Here is an 18,241-nt window from a genome sequence, read left to right on the forward strand (position 1 = left end):
GGCAGACTATTCGTCAGCGTTCTGTTTTTCCTGAATGCCTTCGTCTTCAGCTTGCTTCTTGTCGGCATCCTCCTTGTCGACTTTCCGCTCTGAGAGGCCTTCTTCGATAGCTTTGCCAATCACCCCAACGATGAGTTGGATTGACTTCGAAGCGTCGTCGTTAGCGGGAATCGGGAACTGCACCAGCTCGGGGTTCGAGTTCGTGTCGCAGATAGCAAACACCGGGATACCCAGTTTCTGGGCTTCTTTCACGGCGATGTGCTCACGCTTCACGTCAATCACGAACAGAGCAGCGGGCAGACGGCTCAGGTCGGCGATGCCGCCCAGAACACGCTCCAGTTTCTCACGCTCACGCGACATCATCAGCTTCTCGCGCTTAGCGAGGGCGGCGTAGGCCGTGTTCTCCTTCACCATCTTGTCGATGGTGCTCATTTTCTTCAACGACTTGCGCACGGTGGTGAAGTTGGTGAGCATGCCACCCAACCAACGGTCCGTTACGAACGGCATTTTAAGGCGCTTAGCCTCTTCCGTTACGATTTCCTGCGCTTGTTTCTTGGTAGCCACGAACATCACCTTACGGCCGCTCTTAGCGATGTTGCGGATAGCCGCAGACGCCTGCTCGAGCGAAACGAGGGTTTTGTTGAGGTCAATGATATGGATGCCGTTCTTCTCCATGAAGATGTACGGCGCCATTTTCGGATCCCACTTGCGCGTGAGGTGACCAAAGTGGGCACCAGCGTCAAGCAGTTCTTTATAAGTGGTGGTCTGAGCCATGATAGGGGTTCCTCTGGAAGATTAGCGTTTCGAGAACTGGAACGAACGACGAGCTTTGCGCTTACCGAATTTCTTACGTTCCACCATGCGCGGGTCGCGGGTCAGGAAGCCTTCTTTCTTCAGCGCGGGGCGAACCTCCGTGTTGTCGCCTACGAGGGCTTTCGAGATGGCCAGACGGATAGCCTCAGCCTGAGCCGAGATGCCACCACCGCGCACGTTTACCTTAATGTCGTACTGCCCTACTTGCTCGAGCGTCGCCAAAGGCTGGTTCACGATGTTTTCCAGGAGTTCGTTACCGAAGTAAGTCTTCATGTCCCGGCCGTTGATAGTGATATTCCCTTGCCCGGCTTGCATGTAGATGCGAGCCACCGAGGTTTTTCTTCTACCAGAGGTGTTGGAAATTTCCATTAATAGAATGAGTTAGAAAATGGGGGAGCCGAGGTGGCCTAGAGGTTGGTGAGTTCAACAGCTTTGGGCTGCTGAGCTTCGTGGGGGTGCTCAGCACCAGCGTACACGAACAGGTTGCGGAATTGCTCGCGGCCGAGGCGGTTGCCTTGCAGCATGCCTTTTACTGCGTGCTCAATTACGCTGGCAGAGTTTTTAGCCTTTTTGTCGCGCAGGTTGATGCGCTTCTGACCGCCGGGGTAGCCCGAGTGCGTGATGTAAATCTTGTCGGTCAGTTTTTTGCCGGTTACGCGCAGCTTGTCGGCGTTGATAACGATAACGTTGTCACCGCAGTCGGAGTTGGGCGTGAAGCTTGGCTTGTGCTTGCCACGCAGCATGTTGGCAATCTGGCTGGCCAGACGGCCCAGCGGCGCAACACTGGCATCAACCACAACCCAGGCCTTGTCGGCATTGGCTTTGTTGACGGATACCGTCTTGAAGCTCAGATGATCCATTGGGGAGGAGGATAAGCGTTTGGAAATGAGGAGAAACCGAACACGGGTTCGGGAAAAACGGACACAAAGTTACCGCCTTACTTCGAATATTCAAAGCCATGCGATAATAATTGTCCCTGAAACAGTTACTACCGGCTTCTGGCTGATTCTGGAAAGCACTTACCTTGCGGCCCCATTTCGCTAACTATGGAGTTTATTACCACCAAGCCTACTTCTACTGTGTATGCGCGGGCAACTTGGCTGTGCCGGCTGGCCTGGGTAGTGTTAGGGTTAGGAGTGATTTTGCGTGGTGTGATCTGGGCGCAACAGCGCTCATTGTATCTGGATGAGGCCAACCTGCTGCGCAATTTCACGGAGCGTACTTACCTAGGCCTGTTCCGCAACCTCGACTATGAGCAATATTCGCCTCCGCTATTTTCAGTGCTGGTGAAAGCTTCCATCGGTCTGTTTGGGAACAATGAGTTGGCGGTACGACTGGTGCCAGTGCTGGCCAGTATGCTCACGCTAGGCCTGTTCTTCCGCCAAACGCAGCGCTGGCTTACCCCGGTTGTAGCCGTGTTTGCCCTAAGCTTTCTGGCCTTTGGAAAAGTGTTCGTTGACTACGGTACCGTGTGTAAGCAATATGCCACCGACGGCTTAGCAGCACTAGTGCTGATAGAGGCTGCCTATTATATCGGGCGCGGTCAGTTTAGAGGTAGAGAAGCCGGGGTGTGGATAGCGCTGGGTTGCCTCAGCATCTGGTTTTCTATGCCCGCAGTGTTTGTGTTGGCCGGAATAGGGCTGTGGTATTTGCAGCAAGCTTGGCTGCGGCGCGACTGGACGGCAATGGGTTGGATACTTGGTGCTGGCCTAGCATGGCTGATCTGCTTTGGCGCGTACTATCTGCTCCTACTGCAAACCAACGTGGAGTCGAGCTATCTGCAACAGTATCACCGTGAAATGTTTCTGGCTTTCCCGCCTCGTAACCCCGAAGAACTGCAACTGCTTCTCACGCAATTGGGCGAGCTTATCAATAAAACGGTGGGTAAAACGGCGTTGGCAGCGGCGTTGGCTGTCGTCTGCTTTCCGCTAGGCCTCTACCAACTACTCAAACGCCCACATTTCCTGACTTGGGTGCTGCTGGTACCAATAGCTGCTTGCTTAGCTGCTTCGGCGCTACACTATTACTCGCTTATGTCGAGGCTGGTGCTGTTTATGTTGCCACTGGTGCTGCTGGTGTTGGGCTGGGGCGCGCAATGGTTAGGTCGCCAACACAAATGGGCCGCCGGGGTTTTAACTCTCCTCGCAGTAGTAGTGCTGGCAAACCAACAACAGTTGCGTTACCTAGGCAAACCATTTCAGAGTGACTATACCAATATTCGGTCAGGTCTGGAGCTTGTGGCCACGCACCAACAACCCGGCGACGCGGTGTTTGCTTATTACAACGTAGCGCCCGTTGCGCGCTATTACACTCAGGAACATACCCCGCGGCTTAAACTATCTGGACTGTTCTTGCAGGAAGCTGGGCAGCAGCCCTCCAAACAGGATCCGTTCACCTACGGCTTACTCAAGCTACAACAGCAAGGGCACCGACGTATTTGGGTAGTGTATGACCGCGAAGATGAGGGACCGGCTCAATTGGTGGCTGTGCAGGGAAAAGTGCTGGCGCGCTACCCAGTGTACCGGGGCTACGTGCTGCTCTATAAACCAGGTGCTGTTCAGCCGCGCTAGGCCTAGCCACCTAATACCTGTTTAAACAACAAGGCCCTTCCTCATGAGAGAAAGGGCCTTTGCTTCATTTGGGCCTAGCGGTATTGTTGCAAGTTCTCAACCAACACCCGGAAGTCTTTGGGATAGGGGGCTTCGATGGTCACAGGCTCACCGTTAAGCAGGCTGAACGTGAGCTGACGAGCATGCAGGGCAAAACGCTTGATAAATGGCTGCTCCTCCTCGCCCTGCTTCATGTTGAACTTCTTCTTCAGCGAAGACAGGTAAAAATTGTCGCCGCCGTACATGGTGTCGCCTACAATAGGAGCTTGCAGATAGGCTAGGTGCAACCGAATCTGGTGCATGCGCCCAGTAATAGGCTGGCATTCCAGCAAGGTGTGCCGGGCGTATGCCTCTAGGGTGCGCACCAGCGTAACGGCGGGTTTGCCCTTGTAGGCCAGTCGGGCCCGGCCTTTAGTGGTAGTTTCGATGCTGCGGTCTACCTCCAGTCCTTCGTACTCGTGCACGCCCCACGATACGGCATGGTAAATTTTCTTTACCTGCCGGTCTTCAAACTGCATGGCCAAGTGACGGTAAGCCGCTGGGTTCTTAGCCAGCGCCAATGAGCCGCTGGTTTCCTTGTCTAGGCGGTGGCAGGCCTGCACATCATCATACACTTCGCGGGCCAGACGCAGGATGTTGGGCGCGCCGCCAAACCGCTCGTCGAGGGTAGCTAAAAAGGGGGGTTTGTTGATGACGACGTAGTCCTCGTCTTCAAACAGAATCAGGTCTTTAAACTCGGGTAGCTTCATAAGGAGCTACAAAGGTACGGAAGGTGAAATTGAGAAAAGGTAATGACGTGCTTCACCCATCACTTCAGCACCTCGTCGCCTTTCACCTCTTTCCCTGTAGCTAGCTTTGGTTTAGGAAGCTTAAACTCCAGCGTAGTACCCTGGCCTAGCTCACTCTGCACCCGGATGGTAGACTTGTGCGCCTCCACAATGTGCTTGCTGATAGCGAGGCCTAGGCCCGAGCCGCCCGCCTCCCGCGACTCCCGGCTCCGGCTTTTATCGATGCGGTAGAATCGCTCAAAGATGCGGTTTTGATGCTGCTTCGGAATGCCTTCTCCATCGTCGTGCACGCTGATACGGATACTTTTGCCGCTCTCCACCAGCGCTACCGTTACGTGGCCATTTTCCCGGCCATACTTAATGGCGTTGTCAATAAGATTGATGAGTACCTGGCGGATGCGGTTGCGGTCGGCCAGCACCTGTAGGCCACCGGCCGGGAATTCTGCCGGCGACAACGCTAACTGCACGTTGCGACGGGCCGCCTTCAACTCTAATTGTTCAAAAATATCGTGCACGAGTTGCACCAGGTCGAAGCTTTGGCGGCGCATACGTACCACGCCTTTCTCTAGTTGCGAAATCGTGACCAGATCCTGTACTAGTGCATCCAGGGCATCGAGGCTGGAGGCCGCTTTGGCTAGGAACTTCTTGCGCGTGAACTCATCCACTTCATCGTCATCCAGAATGGTATGCACAAAGCCCTGCGCTGCAAAAATGGGCGTTTTCAGCTCGTGCGATACATCGGCCAGAAACTCGCGCCGTAATACCTGCAGGCGCTTCAGCTCATCAATTTCCTGCTGCTTGCGCTGGGCCATGTCCAGAATCTCGTCGCGCATGCGCTTAAGAGGCTCCGGCCGAAACAGAAACTTGTTTGACATGCGCCGGAATTCCTTGCGCTTGATGTGCTCCAGGCCCTCATAGATGTTGTTGATTTCCTGGAAAATGAGAGCCTCAAACATGAGGTAGAGGAGCAGGAAGCAGGCCGCAATACTGATGCCCGCCACCAGTACGCCTTCCCGCAGGGGTAATCGGGGGCCTAGCCAAGCCAGTAAGCTGAGAATGGTAGCCACCAGCAACGACAGTAGTATGGCAATGGTGCGGGAAGAGAGTTTCATTCTCTAAAGGAAGAGCGCGAAAGGCTACTAGGTAACGAGCCTACATGGAGGCTCAATGGTATGAGGAAAGGACCTTACTTGCCTGAACGACTGGCCTAGCAGCGGCTCGCTCAAACTAGTAAGGTCCTTTTGGTAACAGGCTGACGGGGGCAACGAGGCTTAGTCGATATTGAACTTGTAGCCTACGCCCTTGATGGTTTGGATGTGATGGTCGCCGACTTTCTCTCGGACTTTGCGCACGTGCACATCCACGGTGCGGGCTAGCACAAATACGTCGTTGCCCCAAATATTCTGCAGCAGCTCATCGCGGCCGAAGACTTTGTGGGGTGAGGCGGCCAGGAAAGCCAGCAGCTCGAACTCCTTTTTGGGTAAGCTGATTTTCTTGCCTTCCTGGTACACGGCAAAACCGGTGCGGTCAATCTTCAGGCCGTTGATTTCGATGCTGTCGGTCTGGACCTGGGGGTCTTTGTCGCGGCGCACGAAGGCAGCCAGGCGGCTCATCAGGGCGCGCGGCTTGATGGGCTTGGCAATGAAGTCGTCGGCACCAGCTTCAAAGGCGGCTACTTCCGAAAACTCCTCGGCACGGGCCGTTAGGAAAATGATATAGGTTTCCTTGAACCGGGGCATTTCGCGGAGCTGGCGGCAGGCCGCAATGCCATCTAGGTTGGGCATCATCACGTCCAGTAGAATGATGTCGGGACCAAACTGCGGGGCTACCTCAAGGGCCTTGCGGCCGTCGGGGGCGGAGGCCACCTCGTAGCCTTCCTTGCGCAGGTTGTACTCCAGCAGCTCCACGATGTCCGGATCATCATCGACTACTAGGATTTTGTAAGCGTTGGGGTTGGCGGTTGGCTGCACGTTGCGGGGCGGTTTAGGGTAAAACAGAATGCGCGAGTTCAAAAGTACCGCCGGCCGACGGGCGCGGCGTGTTACGTTTTCATTACCGCCGACCACGGGTTGGCGTGGTGCAACGGCAACAGCGGTGATTTCCTCAGATTCCGACCAAGAGGTTGCTGGCTGCCAGGACGATTCGGTGAAATCCATACGGTGGAGGTTGAAAAATGAGGCAAAAAAAAAGCGACCCAGACGGAGTCGCTTTTAGGCAGAGTCAATTTTTAGCTACCAGATTCAGACGGTTTCGCAGGCCTTGATATTTATACATATCAACTTTTACAGCCCCCAATACCAGTTCTGCCTGAATCAGCACCGGAATTTTATTACGGTCGTCGGAGAGGTATACCGAGACGGCATTTTCTCCGCGGAAGAGTTTATTGTCGGGCATTTTCGGGACGAGCCGGATGGCGCGGATGGCACCTGCTTTGGTTTCAACGGTTTCTCGGCCTTTGTAAATCACATCCATGTTGAAGACTTCCTCATCAAAGAACCCCTGTACCTTGATAATTTCTCCCACCTTCCGTTGGTCGTAGTTGAGAGTGCGAAGGTAATAAAAGCCGCTGACGATGTCCTGAACGTTATTTGGAGTTTTGAAAGTGCCCCGTTTCACGTCATTCTTGTTCCGCTTGTGGCTTTCGACGGCGGCCACATCCCGGGCATGATCGAAGTCGACGGTTTCTTGCTTACGGTAATTCTTCTCCTCGATGTTGCGGAAAAAGCGCTGGGGCAAGATGCTGGTGGTATCGATGTAAGACCGCCACGTGTCCCGAATACGCAGAAAATAATCGAAGGAGCCCGTGGTACGCCCCGTGACGGTAGCCCGGAAGCAAGGGCGCTCATTCACGCGGTGAATGTTATCAGCCAGCTCAATAGTAGCTTCAGCCGCGTTGATCAGGCCGTAATGCACTTTGTACTGTAGCACTTCGCCTTTGGCAAAGCTATTATTCGGGATAGTACGCGTCGCATCGGAAGGCCCAAAAGCAGTTAGCAGTGCCGCTAACGGCAGAAGAAGTGAAGGAAAAAGGAACCAGCGGCGAGTCATGTAATAACGGCGAAATAGGATATAGCCGGTGCCTTCTCAAATGCGATGCCAGCAAAGATAATGGATTCAACCCGGGCATGAATACGTCTCTACGGAAAGCTCACGAAGATTGGTTTTAGCAGCTGCAAACTAGCAATAAGCTGCACAAAAAAAGACCCCGCCTGTATATCGGCGGGGTCTTTTACATTGCTAAGCACAAGTGGCCTACAGCTCTACGGTGTCGTCGTCGTCGAGGGTGCGGTCTTCCGGAATAGCCGCCAGAGCAGCTTCCGGCTCCCCTTTCACCATGGCGCGAATTTGCGCCTCGATTTTATCGGCTAACTCTGGGTTATCCTGCAGAATGGTTTTAACACCTTCGCGACCCTGGCCCAAGCGGTTGCCATCGTACGAGAACCACGAGCCCGACTTGGCGATAATGCCCATGTCTACGCCCAGGTCCAGAATCTCGCCTACTTTCGAAATGCCTTCGTTGTAGATGATATCGAACTCAATCACTTTGAAGGGAGGAGCAACTTTGTTCTTCACCACCTTCACCTTGGTGCGGTTACCGGTTACGTTGTCCTTGTCTTCCTTGATCTGGCCAATCCGACGGATGTCGAGACGTACCGAAGCGTAGAATTTCAGGGCGTTACCACCGGTAGTGGTTTCGGGCGAGCCGAACATTACACCGATCTTCTCACGCAGCTGGTTAATGAAGATGCAGAGGCAGTTGGTTTTGTTGATGGTACCGGTGAGCTTCCGCAGCGCCTGCGACATCAGACGAGCGTGCAGACCCACTTTCGAGTCGCCCATATCGCCTTCCAGTTCGCCTTTCGGCACCAGTGCAGCTACAGAGTCAATTACGATGATGTCGATGGCACCTGAGGAAATCAGCTGATCGGCAATTTCCAGAGCTTGCTCACCATTATCGGGCTGTGCAATCAGCAGGTTTTCGGTATCGATGCCCAGCTTCTTGGCGTACAGCGGGTCGAAGGCGTGCTCGGCGTCGATGAAGGCCGCGATGCCGCCTTTCTTCTGCGCCTCAGCAATTGCGTGCATGGTCAGGGTCGTCTTACCCGACGATTCTGGGCCGTAGATTTCCACTACGCGGCCTTTTGGTAGGCCACCCACACCCAGGGCAATATCCAGACCCAGCGAACCGGTGCTGATGACTTCGACGTCCATCACCTTGTTGTCGCTGAGCTTCATCACGGTGCCTTTGCCGTAGTTCTTGTCCAGCTTGTCCAGCGTCAGCTGGAGGGCTTTCATTTTCTCGGCGTTGGCGTTGACGGCCTTGTCAGTGGTTGCAGCCATACTTCTATAGAGGGGGTTATTGAGAAATGCTTCTTAGGTTTGGTGAATGTAGCCCTTTTGACTGGCTCGCGCAATGTGGCGAGTGGCCTAGTGGAGCTGCATTGCTAGCCCCTTTTCGGGCCGGCTCATGGTAACGCCGCCGGGCTATATTTTGTGCCCACAATGCTAAAAAAATTCGTCGGTTTTAGGATGTTTTTTCTGTGCTAAAATTTTTAGGAAACAGCCCCTTTTCTACCTTCCTGATACTGACCTTAGTAGCGTGGCTGAGTGGCCTAGAGCCAGCTTGCGCGCAGCTAGACAACCGAGCCTTTACGCGACCCATGCCCTTGGGCCCAGCGTATGAGCACCAATTGCGCCTAGACGTAGAAGGCTTCCTGTTCAACAAAGACAACGAGTACTTTAATAAGATTGACCCCGGCCTGACCTACTTTGGAGCGCAGCTGGCGCCCCGGTTGGTGTATTTTCCGTCGGACCATCTGCGGCTGGAAGCAGGTGTTTTCTTATGGAAGGACTACGGCACCCCCCGGCTGCGGCAAGTACGCCCGTTGTTTACTGTACGGTACCAGCAGGGGCGCCACAGCCTGCTGTTTGGCAACATTCAGGGCAACCTCTACCACGGCTACATTGAGCCGATGTTTGACTTCGAGCGCGTGATTACGAACCGCTTGGAAGAAGGTACTCAGTACTTGTATCAGTCGCCACGTACCAACCTTGATGCCTGGGTGAATTGGCAGCGTCAGCAGTACCGCTACAGCAACTTTCAGGAAGAAGTGGCTGGTGGTCTGACGGCGGAGCACCGGCTACTCAACGACTCAGCAGAGTGGGTGGTAGGCCTGCCGTTTCAGTTTACGGCTACTCATCGAGGTGGCCAGATTGACACCATTGATAAACCCCTGCAAACGCTGTTTAACGCGGCTACTGGCCTACGTGTGCGCCGGGCGTTGCCCTACAACTTTGTGTCGGCCGTGCACTTCGACGGTTACGTGACGTATTTCCACGATTATTCTTTTACTAAAGAATTGCCCTTCCAGAGCGGAACAGGGCTATACCTCAACGCAGGGGTAGATACCAAGCTGTCTACCGTGCAAGTGGCCTACTGGCATGGCAACGGGTACATTTCGCCTTTGGGTGGGCGCCTATATCGCTCCATATCTGTCTCGCCGGCTGACCCCGATTACGTAGAGCGGCAGAGGCAGCTGCTGATTTTGCGCGTACTGCGTGACTACCGCTTGCCCGGCAACCTCATCCTGACCACGCGCTTTGAGCCGCTCTACGACTTGAACAACGGACTGTTTGACTTCTCCTTTGCCCTGTACATGAACTTCAACCAGAGCTTTCTGCTCAAGAAGTTGCGGCACGACGCAAACTAGTGGCCTACGGACCGGTGCACCTGATTAGAGCTCTACCTAGTCTCCTCCCGCCTTCGAATGTAGTAGCGGATAGAGCGGTCCGCACAGGGTTGGAGCAGGCGTGGCCGCGGTGGCAGAGGCGTAAAGGCAGCTGATTCAGCTACGGCACAGCTGCGCGGGTTATCGGCGCGGCAGCGGATAAGCAGCCGCTCAGCCCTTAGCGTGGTAAACCCAAAGGGCACTATCGCGGCCAAAGCCTCGCGGGCGTAGCCGTGTCCTTCAGCTGCAGCCGAAAGATAGTACCCTATTTCGGCGGAAATAGGGGTGGTCCAGTTCGGCTTGAGGCTAATGTCGCCGAGGTACGCCTGGGTTTGCGTGTGCCAGATGCCGAATACATATAAGCGGCCGGCTTGCCAGTCTTGCGCAAACATAGCCAGCACCGTTGCTGCGTCGGGTAAGTGTTGCACGCTGGCCTCCCGGTTGGGAAAAGCGGGGCGTAGGCGCGGGCGGTCCTCGTCAATTACTTGAAAGAATGCGGCCTGATCGGAGGGCAGGTAGGGGCGTAGCGTGAGCCGGGCTGATAGCAGCGGGGTGTGAGCAGGAGCACGAAGAGGCGGTGAGGCGGCGTACATGATTTTGGGCAGTTGCCGGCCAAACGTCCGGGGAATAAGCCACAGAAGGCAAAGTGGTTGCTACGTGACCTACGCAACAAAAACCTGTCGGGCTGCACTTCGTTCAGGAAAATGGCTCTGCTGCCTCTGGGCAGGCTGAGCTGGGCGTAGGCCAGTTGCCGCGCTGCATTTTATCACTCAATCATTTACTCCGATGAAAGGAAGACTTGAAAATAAAGTAGCTATTGTAACCGGCGGTGGTTCCGGTATTGGAGAAGCCATCAGCAAGAAGTTTGCTCGTGAAGGCGCGGCCGTGGTAGTAGTAGGCCTAGACTCTGACCCAGTACGCGAAGTGGTAGATGAAATCTTGGCTGAGGGAGGCCGTGCTATTGGGTACCTCGCCGACATCTCCTTGGAAGAAGCCGCCGAATCGTGCGTGAAAGCGGCTGTGAAAGAGTTTGGCAAACTGGACATCCTGGTAAACAATGCCGGCGCTTTCCCAACAACTTCCACCATTGATAAATATCCGCTGGAAGCTTTTGAGTACATGATTAAGAACAACATCTACTCGAACTTCATGATGACCAAGGCGGCCATTCCGCACCTGCAGAAAACGCACGGCAACATTGTGTCAGCCGGCTCCGAAGCTGGCCATATGGGCGAGCCTCAGAACACACCCTACGGTGGCACCAAAGGCTTTGTGCACGCTTTTCAAAAGGGTGTGGCAGTAGAGCAGGCTAAGTTTGGTGTGCGCTCCAACATTGTTGGCCCCGGCCCAATCGATACGGCCTGGACTCATAAGGAAACGGGCCCCATGGATGCTAAAATGGAAAAATTAACCACGCAAGGCGTACCTATGGGCCGCCGTGGTACGCCAGAAGAAGTAGCCAACGTCTACCTATTCTTAGCTTCGGATGAGGCGAGCTTCGTCACGGGCTCTATCTATTATGTAGATGGGGGCGTAACCGTATCTAAAGGCCCGCACGGCGATGAAGTGCCTAGCCACCTCAAGAAGGAGCCCGTTGGTGAGCTTGACCTCAAGCACTCCAAAGACGGCAATACCAAGGTGCGCAAAGAGGCACTGGCTTCCATGTCATAGTGCGGGAAAACCATAGCGCAATAAAACAAAAGCGCCGCTTCTGCAGAAGTGGCGCTTTTGTTTTAGGTAGTGCAGGCAGGTGGCTAGGCCACTCCCTGACTATTTCTGCAAGGCAATACCGTTGCCCGAACGAGACTGTGGTGGGCTGCCCAAGGCGTGCTGGGTGCGCATCACGTTTACAAGGCGAGCGGCTTCATTGAAAAACTCCAGGCGACGGATCAGCATTTCCTTGGTGAGCACTCGGCCTTCGGGCGTCCGCATCATGGCCTTTTTGTCTTCCAGAATGCGGCGCATTGTAGCCTCGGTAGCCGACTCATGCTGCAGGTACTGGGCAGCAAATTCGCGGATGGTATCGAGGCCCTGGGTGGTAAGGCGAAAATGCTCGCCCCCTTGGTTGAGGACTTCGCACAGCACATATACCTCAATGGGCAACGACGTGGGAAGATGGGTGGTGCGAACATTGAGGCCTGCATCCAGCGCATCAAGAATGATTCGGACGTTGCGCTCAAACTGCTGGTAGTAACCGGCTGCTTCCATATGGGCTAGGGGACTTAAAAACTCAGGGACTTTGTAGGCTGCGCCTATACGTTGACTACACCTGTGGCCCCTGAGGCTCTACTTATAAAAGTTCTTTTACAATCTGCTCTACGGTGATGCCTTCGGCTTCGGCCTTAAAGTTACGCACCAAACGGTGGCGCAAAATGGGCAAGGCCACGGCTTTCACGTCTTCAATATCGGGCGAATATTTGCCGTTGAGCAGCGCGTTGCACTTGGCTCCTACAATTAGGTGCTGAGAAGCCCGCGGGCCAGCTCCCCATTCCAGCAGTTGCGTGGCGCGGGCGCCAGCCCGGTCGGTGTTAGGGCGGGTTTTATGCACTAGGCCTACGGCATACTCCACTACGTTATCGGCCACGGGCACGCGGCGCACCAGCTGCTGGTAGGCCTGGATTTCATCGGCGTGCAGAATCTTGGAGACTGTGGGTTTGGTATCGGAGGTGGTGTTCTTCACAATTTGCAGTTCCGCCTCATAGCTGGGGTAGCCCAACTCAATATTGAACATAAAGCGGTCAAGCTGCGCTTCGGGCAAGGGGTATGTACCTTCTTGCTCAATGGGGTTTTGCGTAGCCAGTACAAAGAACGGCCGCTCTAGTGGGTAGCGTTTACCAGCCACCGTCACAGCGTATTCCTGCATGCTTTCCAGTAGGGCCGCCTGCGTTTTGGGCGGCGTCCGGTTGATTTCGTCGGCCAGCACGATGTTGGCGAAGATAGGGCCCGGTACAAAGTGGAAGTCGCGTTGCTGATTTAGCGTCTCGGAGCCCACAATGTCGGAGGGCATCAGGTCGGGCGTGAACTGCACCCGGTTGAAGGAAAGATCTAGCGAGTCGGCAATGGTCTGAATCAGCAGCGTTTTGGCTAAGCCAGGAACTCCCACTAGCAAGCAATGGCCTTGCGAGAATACGGCCGTCAGCACCAGCTTTACCACTTCATCCTGCCCAATAATCACCTTGCCAATTTCCTGACGCAACGTGCGGTACGCCTGCGCCAGCGAGTCGGCGGCTTCTTTATCTGATGCGAATGTTCTAGCCATAGATAAGTATGAAGAAGAGAAGTGAGGAGACGCCCATCAGGGGGCGGTAGCTACATACGCGGCTTAAAACAATAAAAGACATGAGAAGCCCTGCTTCCCATGTCTTTTATTTCACTTCAATCTTAGTTAGAGGAGGTCAAGACCTGACAGTCAACATACTGCGGGTCTACTTCCAGATAGACAGTGTTGCGGTTGGCAGCAAACCACTCATCCAGCGCTTTATTCTTTTTCTCGTTGAGAGCCGCGGCAGCAATCTTCTGGTAGTCGTCGGTGAGGTTAGCCTGATGGGGCGGGGTGTTCGACTTCAACCACAGAATACGCATGGCGTCTTTGCCGTCGTCGGTGCGGTAAGGCATGGGCGGCGTGATGCTACCCACCTTCATGGTATCAATGGCGAAAAAGATAGCCGGATCGAGCTTGTCGAGGGGTAGGTAAGAGCTACCGTCTTGGCGGTTTGCAATGAGGCCACCGTTGCCGCTCGTCAGTTTGTCTTCGGAGTTATCCTTGGCGGCTTTAGCAAACGTAATGCTGTCGCTGAGGATGCGACGGCGAAGTTTGGTCAGTTCCTGAGCGGCTTCGTTGGCATCGGCAGCGCCGGTTTCAGGCTTCAGCAGAATATGACGCGTGCTGAAGCTGTCACCTTTGCGCTCAATCAGCTGGATGAGGTGGAAGCCAAACTGCGACTCTACAACTGGCGAAAGCTGGCCGGGCTCCAGGCGCAAGGCGGCCGCCTCGTACTCAGGCACCAACTCACGACGCTTAAAGAAACCTAAGTAACCACCTTCGGCCGCCGAACCGGGGTCTTGCGAAAACTGCTTAGCCAACGTCGCGAAATCTTCGCCGCCCTGAATACGGGCGCGCAGCTCATTCAGCTTAGCTTGGGCAGCTTGCTTGGCCTTGGTATTCGTTTTGGCAAACCGGATAATCTGGCCTACTTCCACTTCTGTAGAATAGTACGGCAAGCTATCCTTGGGAATACGGTTGAAGAACTGGCGCACCTCACGGGGAGTAACCGATACTTTGCCGGAAATTTTCTCCTGCATTTCCTGCTGCACCAATTGCTCTTTCACCTGCACGCGCAGCTCTTCCTTGAGTTGCTTGACGGGTTTGTTGTAATACTCTTCGAGCTTCTTTTCCGAGCCGATCTGCTGGATGAAGTAGGCCATGCGACGGTCCAACTCGCTTCTCACCCGCGAGTCTTCCACCACTACGGAGTCAGTCTCGGCTTTGGCTAGCATGAGTTTGTTGAGGGCCAGGCTCTGCAGAATCTGGCAGCGCAGGTTGGGCGGCAGGGGCTTGCCCTCGGCGCGAGCCTGCTCCTGGGCGTAGAGGGCCTCTACGTCGGAGCGCAGGACAATCTGGTTATCGACCTTCGCGACAATGCCATCGAGAACCTGGCGGCCAACAGGGCGTCCCACGCCAAGCTGCGCGTGGCTAGCCGTAACGGATGCCGCCAGCAGGGCGGCACTCAGGAGCACCCCACGGGCCGACGTATGCAAAAAGTGAATCATGGAATCTTTACCAAGTAATGCCCACCGGAACACGTAAGCTCCGTAGGCCAGACAGCAGGCAAAACGCCAAAAGCCGCCCGTAAATTTCATCATAAATACTTTCTCCGGCAAAAACAACCCAGCGCCTCGTTGGCGGCTGCGCGTTTGGGAGTAGAGCCAGGTGAGTGGCCTAGCGTTGCATCCCCTTAAAAGAAGATAGGAGCCTAAACGGGTTTTTAGTCCATTCGAGCTCCTATCAACTGCTGAGGGCGTTCTAGGCCACTATTGCTTTGTTATCAGCTTGTCTACCTCGGCTTGGTTAATCTTCACCGGATACTTCTCGCGCAGCTGGTTGACCCATTCTTTTTCCAGGTAATTCTGGTAGTCGGAAGTAGCTTGACCGCGGGCTTCGGCGAGGGTTTTAGGGCCAGCCGGTAGTTGCTTCTCTATTTGCACGGAGTAGTAGCGGCCATCCTGTTGGGTAGTATACGTGCCGGGACCACTGGCCAAGAACTGGTCCACAGCCTTGTTGTCGCCCTTCTGGAAGTTACGCTGCTGTACCTGCACTGACAACGGGTTCTGCTCGTTCAGCAGAGCTTCCAGCGCAGTGGGGTTGGTGGTGGTAAGCTCAAAAGTTACGTTGCCGGCAGTTGCGCGCGAGTCGGCTGAGGCCGTGAGGCGGGCGGCATTGGCACCTTTGCTGCGCAGGTAGGCCACTACGCGGTCGGCACGGCGACGAGCCAGGGCTGCCGATTCGCCTTTCTTGATGTGGCCTACTACAGTTGTGCGGGTCAGCGTTTCGTCGTTGGCCAGACGGAAGGCCAACTCGTCTAGCGCGGGTACCGCGGCGGGCAGTTCGGCCGAATTAGCTTTGAAAGGAACAGGAGCGGGTAGGCCACTCTTAAGCGGGTAGCTGCCGGCCTTCTGCAACTGCTGAGCTTTGGCTAGCAGCTGAGGCGAGGCCGCACTGATTACGGTAGCCTGCACGCGGGGCTCCCACTGGTACTTGGCCTGGTTGGCGGTGAAGTACTGCTGCAGGCCAACGGTATCCTCAATGGCTTTGCTCCATACCTTCTCATCCATCAACTGGAACAGTAGAATACCGTCGCGGTACTCCTTCACTAGCATGCGGTAGTCCTCGTACTTGTTTTCCAAGTTGGCCTTTTCGTATTCGGTCAGGCTTTGGTCCACGTACTGGTCGTAGAGCTGCTGCATGGTAAAGCGCGCATCTGCTCCGGGCCGGGGCTTCTGGTTTTGCTGTACATAGGCCAGAAAGTCGGACACCAAATACGGCTTGCCCTGAATAGTAAACAGCGTTTGCGCGTCGCCAGTGGCCTTCTTGCCTTTGGCAGGCGCTGTGCTAGTAGCAGGGGCGGTATACCGGAAGCGGCCATTCACAACGGCGGTATCGGCTTTGGCGAAGGCGTAATCTTTGCCGGCCGAGTTCTCCGTGAAGTTGTTTTCCGTCCGGACGCGCTTCAGGAAAGCGGCGCGGTTCAGCTCCGCCCGCGAGTCTTTGGCCACTTTGCTTTTCAGCGTGGGCTCCATAGCCTCGAAAGAAGGCACGGGCTGCTTCTCAATCAGTCTAATGATGTGCCACCCGTAAGGCGTCTGGACTGGCCTAGACAGGTCGCCGGGTTTCTGGAGCTTGAACGCTGCTTCCTCAAAGCTCGGAATCATACGGCCCGTGCCGAAAGGAGGCAGCTCCCCACTGTTAGCCGCCGAGCCGGCATCCTCTGAGAACTGCGCCACCAGCTTTTCCCAGCTCTCTTTGCGCTGGGTAAGGCGGCTATACAGCTCATCCACTTTCTTTTTCACCGTCACTGAGTCGGCCTTAGGCATGCCGGGAGTGGTCCGGATCATAAGGTGAGCTACCTTGATTTCGCCCTGAGCCGGACGCATATCATTCACCTTGATGATGTGGTAGCCATAGCGCGTGCGTACCGGCTGCGACACCTGGCCTACGGGCGTGTTGTAAGCCACCGACTCAAACGGATACACCATTTGCATGGCCGTGAAGTAGCCCAGCTGGCCGCCATTGTCGCGGGCTGAAGGGTCCTCGGAGCTTTCCCGGGCCACCTTATTGAAATCTTCGCCGCCGGTTACACGCTGCCGCAGGGCCATAATGCGCTGGTACACGGCCAGCGTATCCTTAGGGTCGGCATCGGGCTGCACGCGCAACAGAATGTGCGAGGCATTCACTTCCTTGCTCATGCGGTCGTAGGCTTCCCGCACCAACTTGTCGGTCACGCTTTTCTCGGTGAGGTAGGGCTGGGCCAGTTGCTGCTTGTAACCGTCGAGCTCACGCTTAAAGGCCTGAGTGGTATCGAGGCCACGCTGCTCGGCCTCCAGCACCTTCAACTTGAAATTGGTATAGAGGTCGAGATACTCGGCTACGCTGGCTTTAGTGCCAAATTCGGGCGCCGAGCTATTGTTCTTGCGATATACATAGCTAAACTCCGACGTAGGAACCTGGGTGGTGCCAAGGGTTTCTACAACGGGCTGCTTGGCCGTAGCAGCAGTGGGTTTTGTGGTTTGGCAGCCGGCCAATAGCGCGGCGGCGGCAGCCGTACCAGCAAACAAAAAGCGGTTGTGCATACAGGAGGAAAGTATTCTTCTAAGCGCTCAAGCCGGCCGGAGTGTGCTCCGGGCATGGACGGCTGACCAACGCAATTTTACGGATTTTTTTCCGCCGCGCGGAGTTCGGCAATTAGTCTGCCAGACATAAAAAAAGCACCCCTTGGTAAGGGTGCTTTTCTCACTAGCTCCTAACGAAGCTTAGACTATTTTCTTATGCAGCCGACAGATATTGTGGAGCCCTTGGGTGGTAAACTCCACCCGATCCATAATGCGGTTTACCAGCATCATGCCCACTCCACCTTTTTTGCCAATCCGCACGAACTCCTGCAAATCGGGCTCCCGGTAGCTGGCAGGGGAGTAGGAAGTTGGGCTTTCATCTTCGATTTCGATGCCGAACTCCTGATTCTTCATGCTGAGCCGGACGTCCAGAAACCGTGATTCGTCTTCACTGTTGCCGTGAATAATGAGGTTGGCCACTACTTCATCCACCGCCAACACAATTTGGTTGATATGCAGCTCTGAGAGCTTGTAGTGTTCCAGAAATTCGCTCACAAAGTCACGCACTACCTTTAGGTTGCGGCGAGTGCAGCTGACTCTTATAGCGTTTTTCATTCTCTGCGGATAGTCCCGTAGGATTAAATAGCGGTAGCCTCAGCCTCTGACGGTACAATCGTCAGGAGCGAGTCTAGGCCTAGGATTTCAAATACGTTATGCACTTTTTCTTGCATGTTAAAGAACACCAGCTTCACGTTGGCATCCTGAAAGCGCTGCAGGTGCGAAATAAAAACACCTAAACCGGCAGATGAAATATAGTTCAGCCGCTGGCAGTCGATGAGCACCTTCTGGTACTCCAGAATGGAAGGCTGATTCAGCTCCGTATCAAGCAGAACGGACGAGCTGGCATCCAGTTCGCCATCCAGAACAAGGGTGAGCGTATGGTCGGTGGTGTGTTGGTTGATTTTCATATCCCAAG

The 18,241-nt window shown here is 54.8% G+C and carries 18 protein-coding genes; 3 read left to right on the forward strand and 15 right to left on the reverse strand.

The window, feature by feature from the left end; all coding sequences use genetic code 11:
* Positions 1 to 6: 6 nt before the first annotated feature.
* Genes rpsB through rplM form a run of 3 tightly spaced genes read right to left on the reverse strand, consistent with a single transcriptional unit; the run spans position 7 to position 1,673 of the window.
* A complete protein-coding gene (rpsB, locus tag EU556_RS04530; protein ID WP_135431410.1) occupies positions 7 to 774 on the reverse strand; it encodes a 30S ribosomal protein S2 in 768 nt (255 codons plus the stop codon).
* Positions 775 to 795: 21 nt separating this feature from the next.
* Positions 796 to 1,182 carry a 30S ribosomal protein S9 gene (gene rpsI / locus EU556_RS04535; protein ID WP_135431412.1) on the reverse strand — a complete coding sequence of 129 codons (387 nt, stop codon included), beginning with the start codon at positions 1,180 to 1,182 and terminating at the stop codon, positions 796 to 798.
* Positions 1,183 to 1,220: 38 nt separating this feature from the next.
* Complete coding sequence (rplM, locus tag EU556_RS04540) at positions 1,221 to 1,673, reverse strand: 50S ribosomal protein L13 (protein ID WP_135431414.1); 453 nt, start codon at positions 1,671 to 1,673, stop codon at positions 1,221 to 1,223.
* A 186-nt stretch (positions 1,674 to 1,859) separates the two neighbouring features.
* Here rplM and EU556_RS04545 point away from each other — a divergent pair, with 186 nt between their 5' ends.
* A complete protein-coding gene (locus EU556_RS04545; RefSeq protein ID WP_135431416.1) occupies positions 1,860 to 3,383 on the forward strand; it encodes a glycosyltransferase family 39 protein in 1,524 nt (507 codons plus the stop codon).
* 74 nt (positions 3,384 to 3,457) lie between these two features.
* Here EU556_RS04545 and EU556_RS04550 read toward each other — a convergent pair whose 3' ends face one another.
* The 5 genes from EU556_RS04550 to recA all read right to left on the reverse strand — a co-directional run bounded on the left by EU556_RS04550 (position 3,458) and on the right by recA (position 8,551).
* A complete protein-coding gene (locus EU556_RS04550) occupies positions 3,458 to 4,171 on the reverse strand; it encodes an RluA family pseudouridine synthase (protein ID WP_167855445.1) in 714 nt (237 codons plus the stop codon).
* Positions 4,172 to 4,230: 59 nt separating this feature from the next.
* Complete coding sequence (locus EU556_RS04555; RefSeq protein ID WP_135431418.1) at positions 4,231 to 5,322, reverse strand: sensor histidine kinase; 1,092 nt, start codon at positions 5,320 to 5,322, stop codon at positions 4,231 to 4,233.
* 159 nt (positions 5,323 to 5,481) lie between these two features.
* On the reverse strand, positions 5,482 to 6,180 hold the full coding sequence (locus EU556_RS04560; protein WP_245327480.1) for a response regulator transcription factor: 699 nt from the start codon (positions 6,178 to 6,180) through the stop codon (positions 5,482 to 5,484).
* 250 nt (positions 6,181 to 6,430) lie between these two features.
* A complete protein-coding gene (locus EU556_RS04565; protein ID WP_245327416.1) occupies positions 6,431 to 7,138 on the reverse strand; it encodes a DUF3108 domain-containing protein in 708 nt (235 codons plus the stop codon).
* A gap of 324 nt (positions 7,139 to 7,462) precedes the next feature.
* Positions 7,463 to 8,551 (reverse strand): recombinase RecA, encoded by a 1,089-nt coding sequence (gene recA / locus EU556_RS04570; protein ID WP_135431424.1) that lies wholly within the window; start codon positions 8,549 to 8,551, stop codon positions 7,463 to 7,465.
* A gap of 200 nt (positions 8,552 to 8,751) precedes the next feature.
* On the opposite strand from recA, the gene EU556_RS04575 reads away from it, so the two are divergent.
* The gene (locus tag EU556_RS04575; protein WP_135431426.1) at positions 8,752 to 9,921 is read left to right on the forward strand and encodes a hypothetical protein; all 1,170 of its coding nucleotides are present in this window, start codon (positions 8,752 to 8,754) and stop codon (positions 9,919 to 9,921) included.
* 32 nt (positions 9,922 to 9,953) lie between these two features.
* Here EU556_RS04575 and EU556_RS04580 read toward each other — a convergent pair whose 3' ends face one another.
* Positions 9,954 to 10,532, reverse strand: a complete 579-nt coding sequence (locus EU556_RS04580) for a GNAT family N-acetyltransferase (RefSeq protein WP_135431428.1) — start codon at positions 10,530 to 10,532, stop codon at positions 9,954 to 9,956.
* A 193-nt stretch (positions 10,533 to 10,725) separates the two neighbouring features.
* Between EU556_RS04580 and EU556_RS04585 the strand changes: the two genes are divergently transcribed.
* Positions 10,726 to 11,610 carry an SDR family NAD(P)-dependent oxidoreductase gene (locus EU556_RS04585; RefSeq protein ID WP_135431431.1) on the forward strand — a complete coding sequence of 295 codons (885 nt, stop codon included), beginning with the start codon at positions 10,726 to 10,728 and terminating at the stop codon, positions 11,608 to 11,610.
* Between the two features lie 99 nt (positions 11,611 to 11,709).
* On the opposite strand, the gene EU556_RS04590 is transcribed toward EU556_RS04585, so the two are convergent.
* The 6 genes from EU556_RS04590 to EU556_RS04615 form a co-directional block, all read right to left on the reverse strand.
* Complete coding sequence (locus EU556_RS04590) at positions 11,710 to 12,147, reverse strand: hypothetical protein (RefSeq protein ID WP_135431433.1); 438 nt, start codon at positions 12,145 to 12,147, stop codon at positions 11,710 to 11,712.
* An 82-nt stretch (positions 12,148 to 12,229) separates the two neighbouring features.
* On the reverse strand, positions 12,230 to 13,198 hold the full coding sequence (locus EU556_RS04595; protein WP_135431435.1) for an AAA family ATPase: 969 nt from the start codon (positions 13,196 to 13,198) through the stop codon (positions 12,230 to 12,232).
* Between the two features lie 122 nt (positions 13,199 to 13,320).
* The gene (locus EU556_RS04600; RefSeq protein WP_135431471.1) at positions 13,321 to 14,709 is read right to left on the reverse strand and encodes a peptidylprolyl isomerase; all 1,389 of its coding nucleotides are present in this window, start codon (positions 14,707 to 14,709) and stop codon (positions 13,321 to 13,323) included.
* A gap of 261 nt (positions 14,710 to 14,970) precedes the next feature.
* Positions 14,971 to 17,286: a peptidylprolyl isomerase gene (locus EU556_RS04605; RefSeq protein ID WP_135431474.1), complete on the reverse strand. Its 2,316-nt coding sequence runs from the start codon at positions 17,284 to 17,286 to the stop codon at positions 14,971 to 14,973.
* Between the two features lie 180 nt (positions 17,287 to 17,466).
* Positions 17,467 to 17,880, reverse strand: coding sequence for an ATP-binding protein (locus EU556_RS04610; protein ID WP_135431476.1), 414 nt, complete (start codon positions 17,878 to 17,880; stop codon positions 17,467 to 17,469).
* A 23-nt stretch (positions 17,881 to 17,903) separates the two neighbouring features.
* Positions 17,904 to 18,233, reverse strand: coding sequence for an STAS domain-containing protein (locus tag EU556_RS04615; protein ID WP_135431478.1), 330 nt, complete (start codon positions 18,231 to 18,233; stop codon positions 17,904 to 17,906).
* Positions 18,234 to 18,241: the final 8 nt, after the last annotated feature.

It is taken from the genome of Hymenobacter fodinae (genome assembly GCF_004745825.1).
Classification (GTDB): Bacteria; Bacteroidota; Bacteroidia; order Cytophagales; family Hymenobacteraceae; genus Hymenobacter; species Hymenobacter fodinae.

What these genes read in the sequence shown, in the direction of transcription:
- rpsB (WP_135431410.1), bottom strand. Translation starts at nt 774, where the DNA reads ATGGCTCAGACCACCACTTATAAAGAACTGCTTGACGCTGGTGCCCAC.
- rpsI (WP_135431412.1), bottom strand. Translation starts at nt 1,182, where the DNA reads ATGGAAATTTCCAACACCTCTGGTAGAAGAAAAACCTCGGTGGCTCGC.
- rplM (WP_135431414.1), bottom strand. Translation starts at nt 1,673, where the DNA reads ATGGATCATCTGAGCTTCAAGACGGTATCCGTCAACAAAGCCAATGCC.
- EU556_RS04545 (WP_135431416.1), top strand. Translation starts at nt 1,860, where the DNA reads ATGGAGTTTATTACCACCAAGCCTACTTCTACTGTGTATGCGCGGGCA.
- EU556_RS04550 (WP_167855445.1), bottom strand. Translation starts at nt 4,171, where the DNA reads ATGAAGCTACCCGAGTTTAAAGACCTGATTCTGTTTGAAGACGAGGAC.
- EU556_RS04555 (WP_135431418.1), bottom strand. Translation starts at nt 5,322, where the DNA reads ATGAAACTCTCTTCCCGCACCATTGCCATACTACTGTCGTTGCTGGTG.
- recA (WP_135431424.1), bottom strand. Translation starts at nt 8,551, where the DNA reads ATGGCTGCAACCACTGACAAGGCCGTCAACGCCAACGCCGAGAAAATG.
- EU556_RS04580 (WP_135431428.1), bottom strand. Translation starts at nt 10,532, where the DNA reads ATGTACGCCGCCTCACCGCCTCTTCGTGCTCCTGCTCACACCCCGCTG.
- EU556_RS04585 (WP_135431431.1), top strand. Translation starts at nt 10,726, where the DNA reads ATGAAAGGAAGACTTGAAAATAAAGTAGCTATTGTAACCGGCGGTGGT.
- EU556_RS04590 (WP_135431433.1), bottom strand. Translation starts at nt 12,147, where the DNA reads ATGGAAGCAGCCGGTTACTACCAGCAGTTTGAGCGCAACGTCCGAATC.
- EU556_RS04595 (WP_135431435.1), bottom strand. Translation starts at nt 13,198, where the DNA reads ATGGCTAGAACATTCGCATCAGATAAAGAAGCCGCCGACTCGCTGGCG.
- EU556_RS04600 (WP_135431471.1), bottom strand. Translation starts at nt 14,709, where the DNA reads ATGATTCACTTTTTGCATACGTCGGCCCGTGGGGTGCTCCTGAGTGCC.
- EU556_RS04605 (WP_135431474.1), bottom strand. Translation starts at nt 17,286, where the DNA reads ATGCACAACCGCTTTTTGTTTGCTGGTACGGCTGCCGCCGCCGCGCTA.
- EU556_RS04610 (WP_135431476.1), bottom strand. Translation starts at nt 17,880, where the DNA reads ATGAAAAACGCTATAAGAGTCAGCTGCACTCGCCGCAACCTAAAGGTA.
- EU556_RS04615 (WP_135431478.1), bottom strand. Translation starts at nt 18,233, where the DNA reads ATGAAAATCAACCAACACACCACCGACCATACGCTCACCCTTGTTCTG.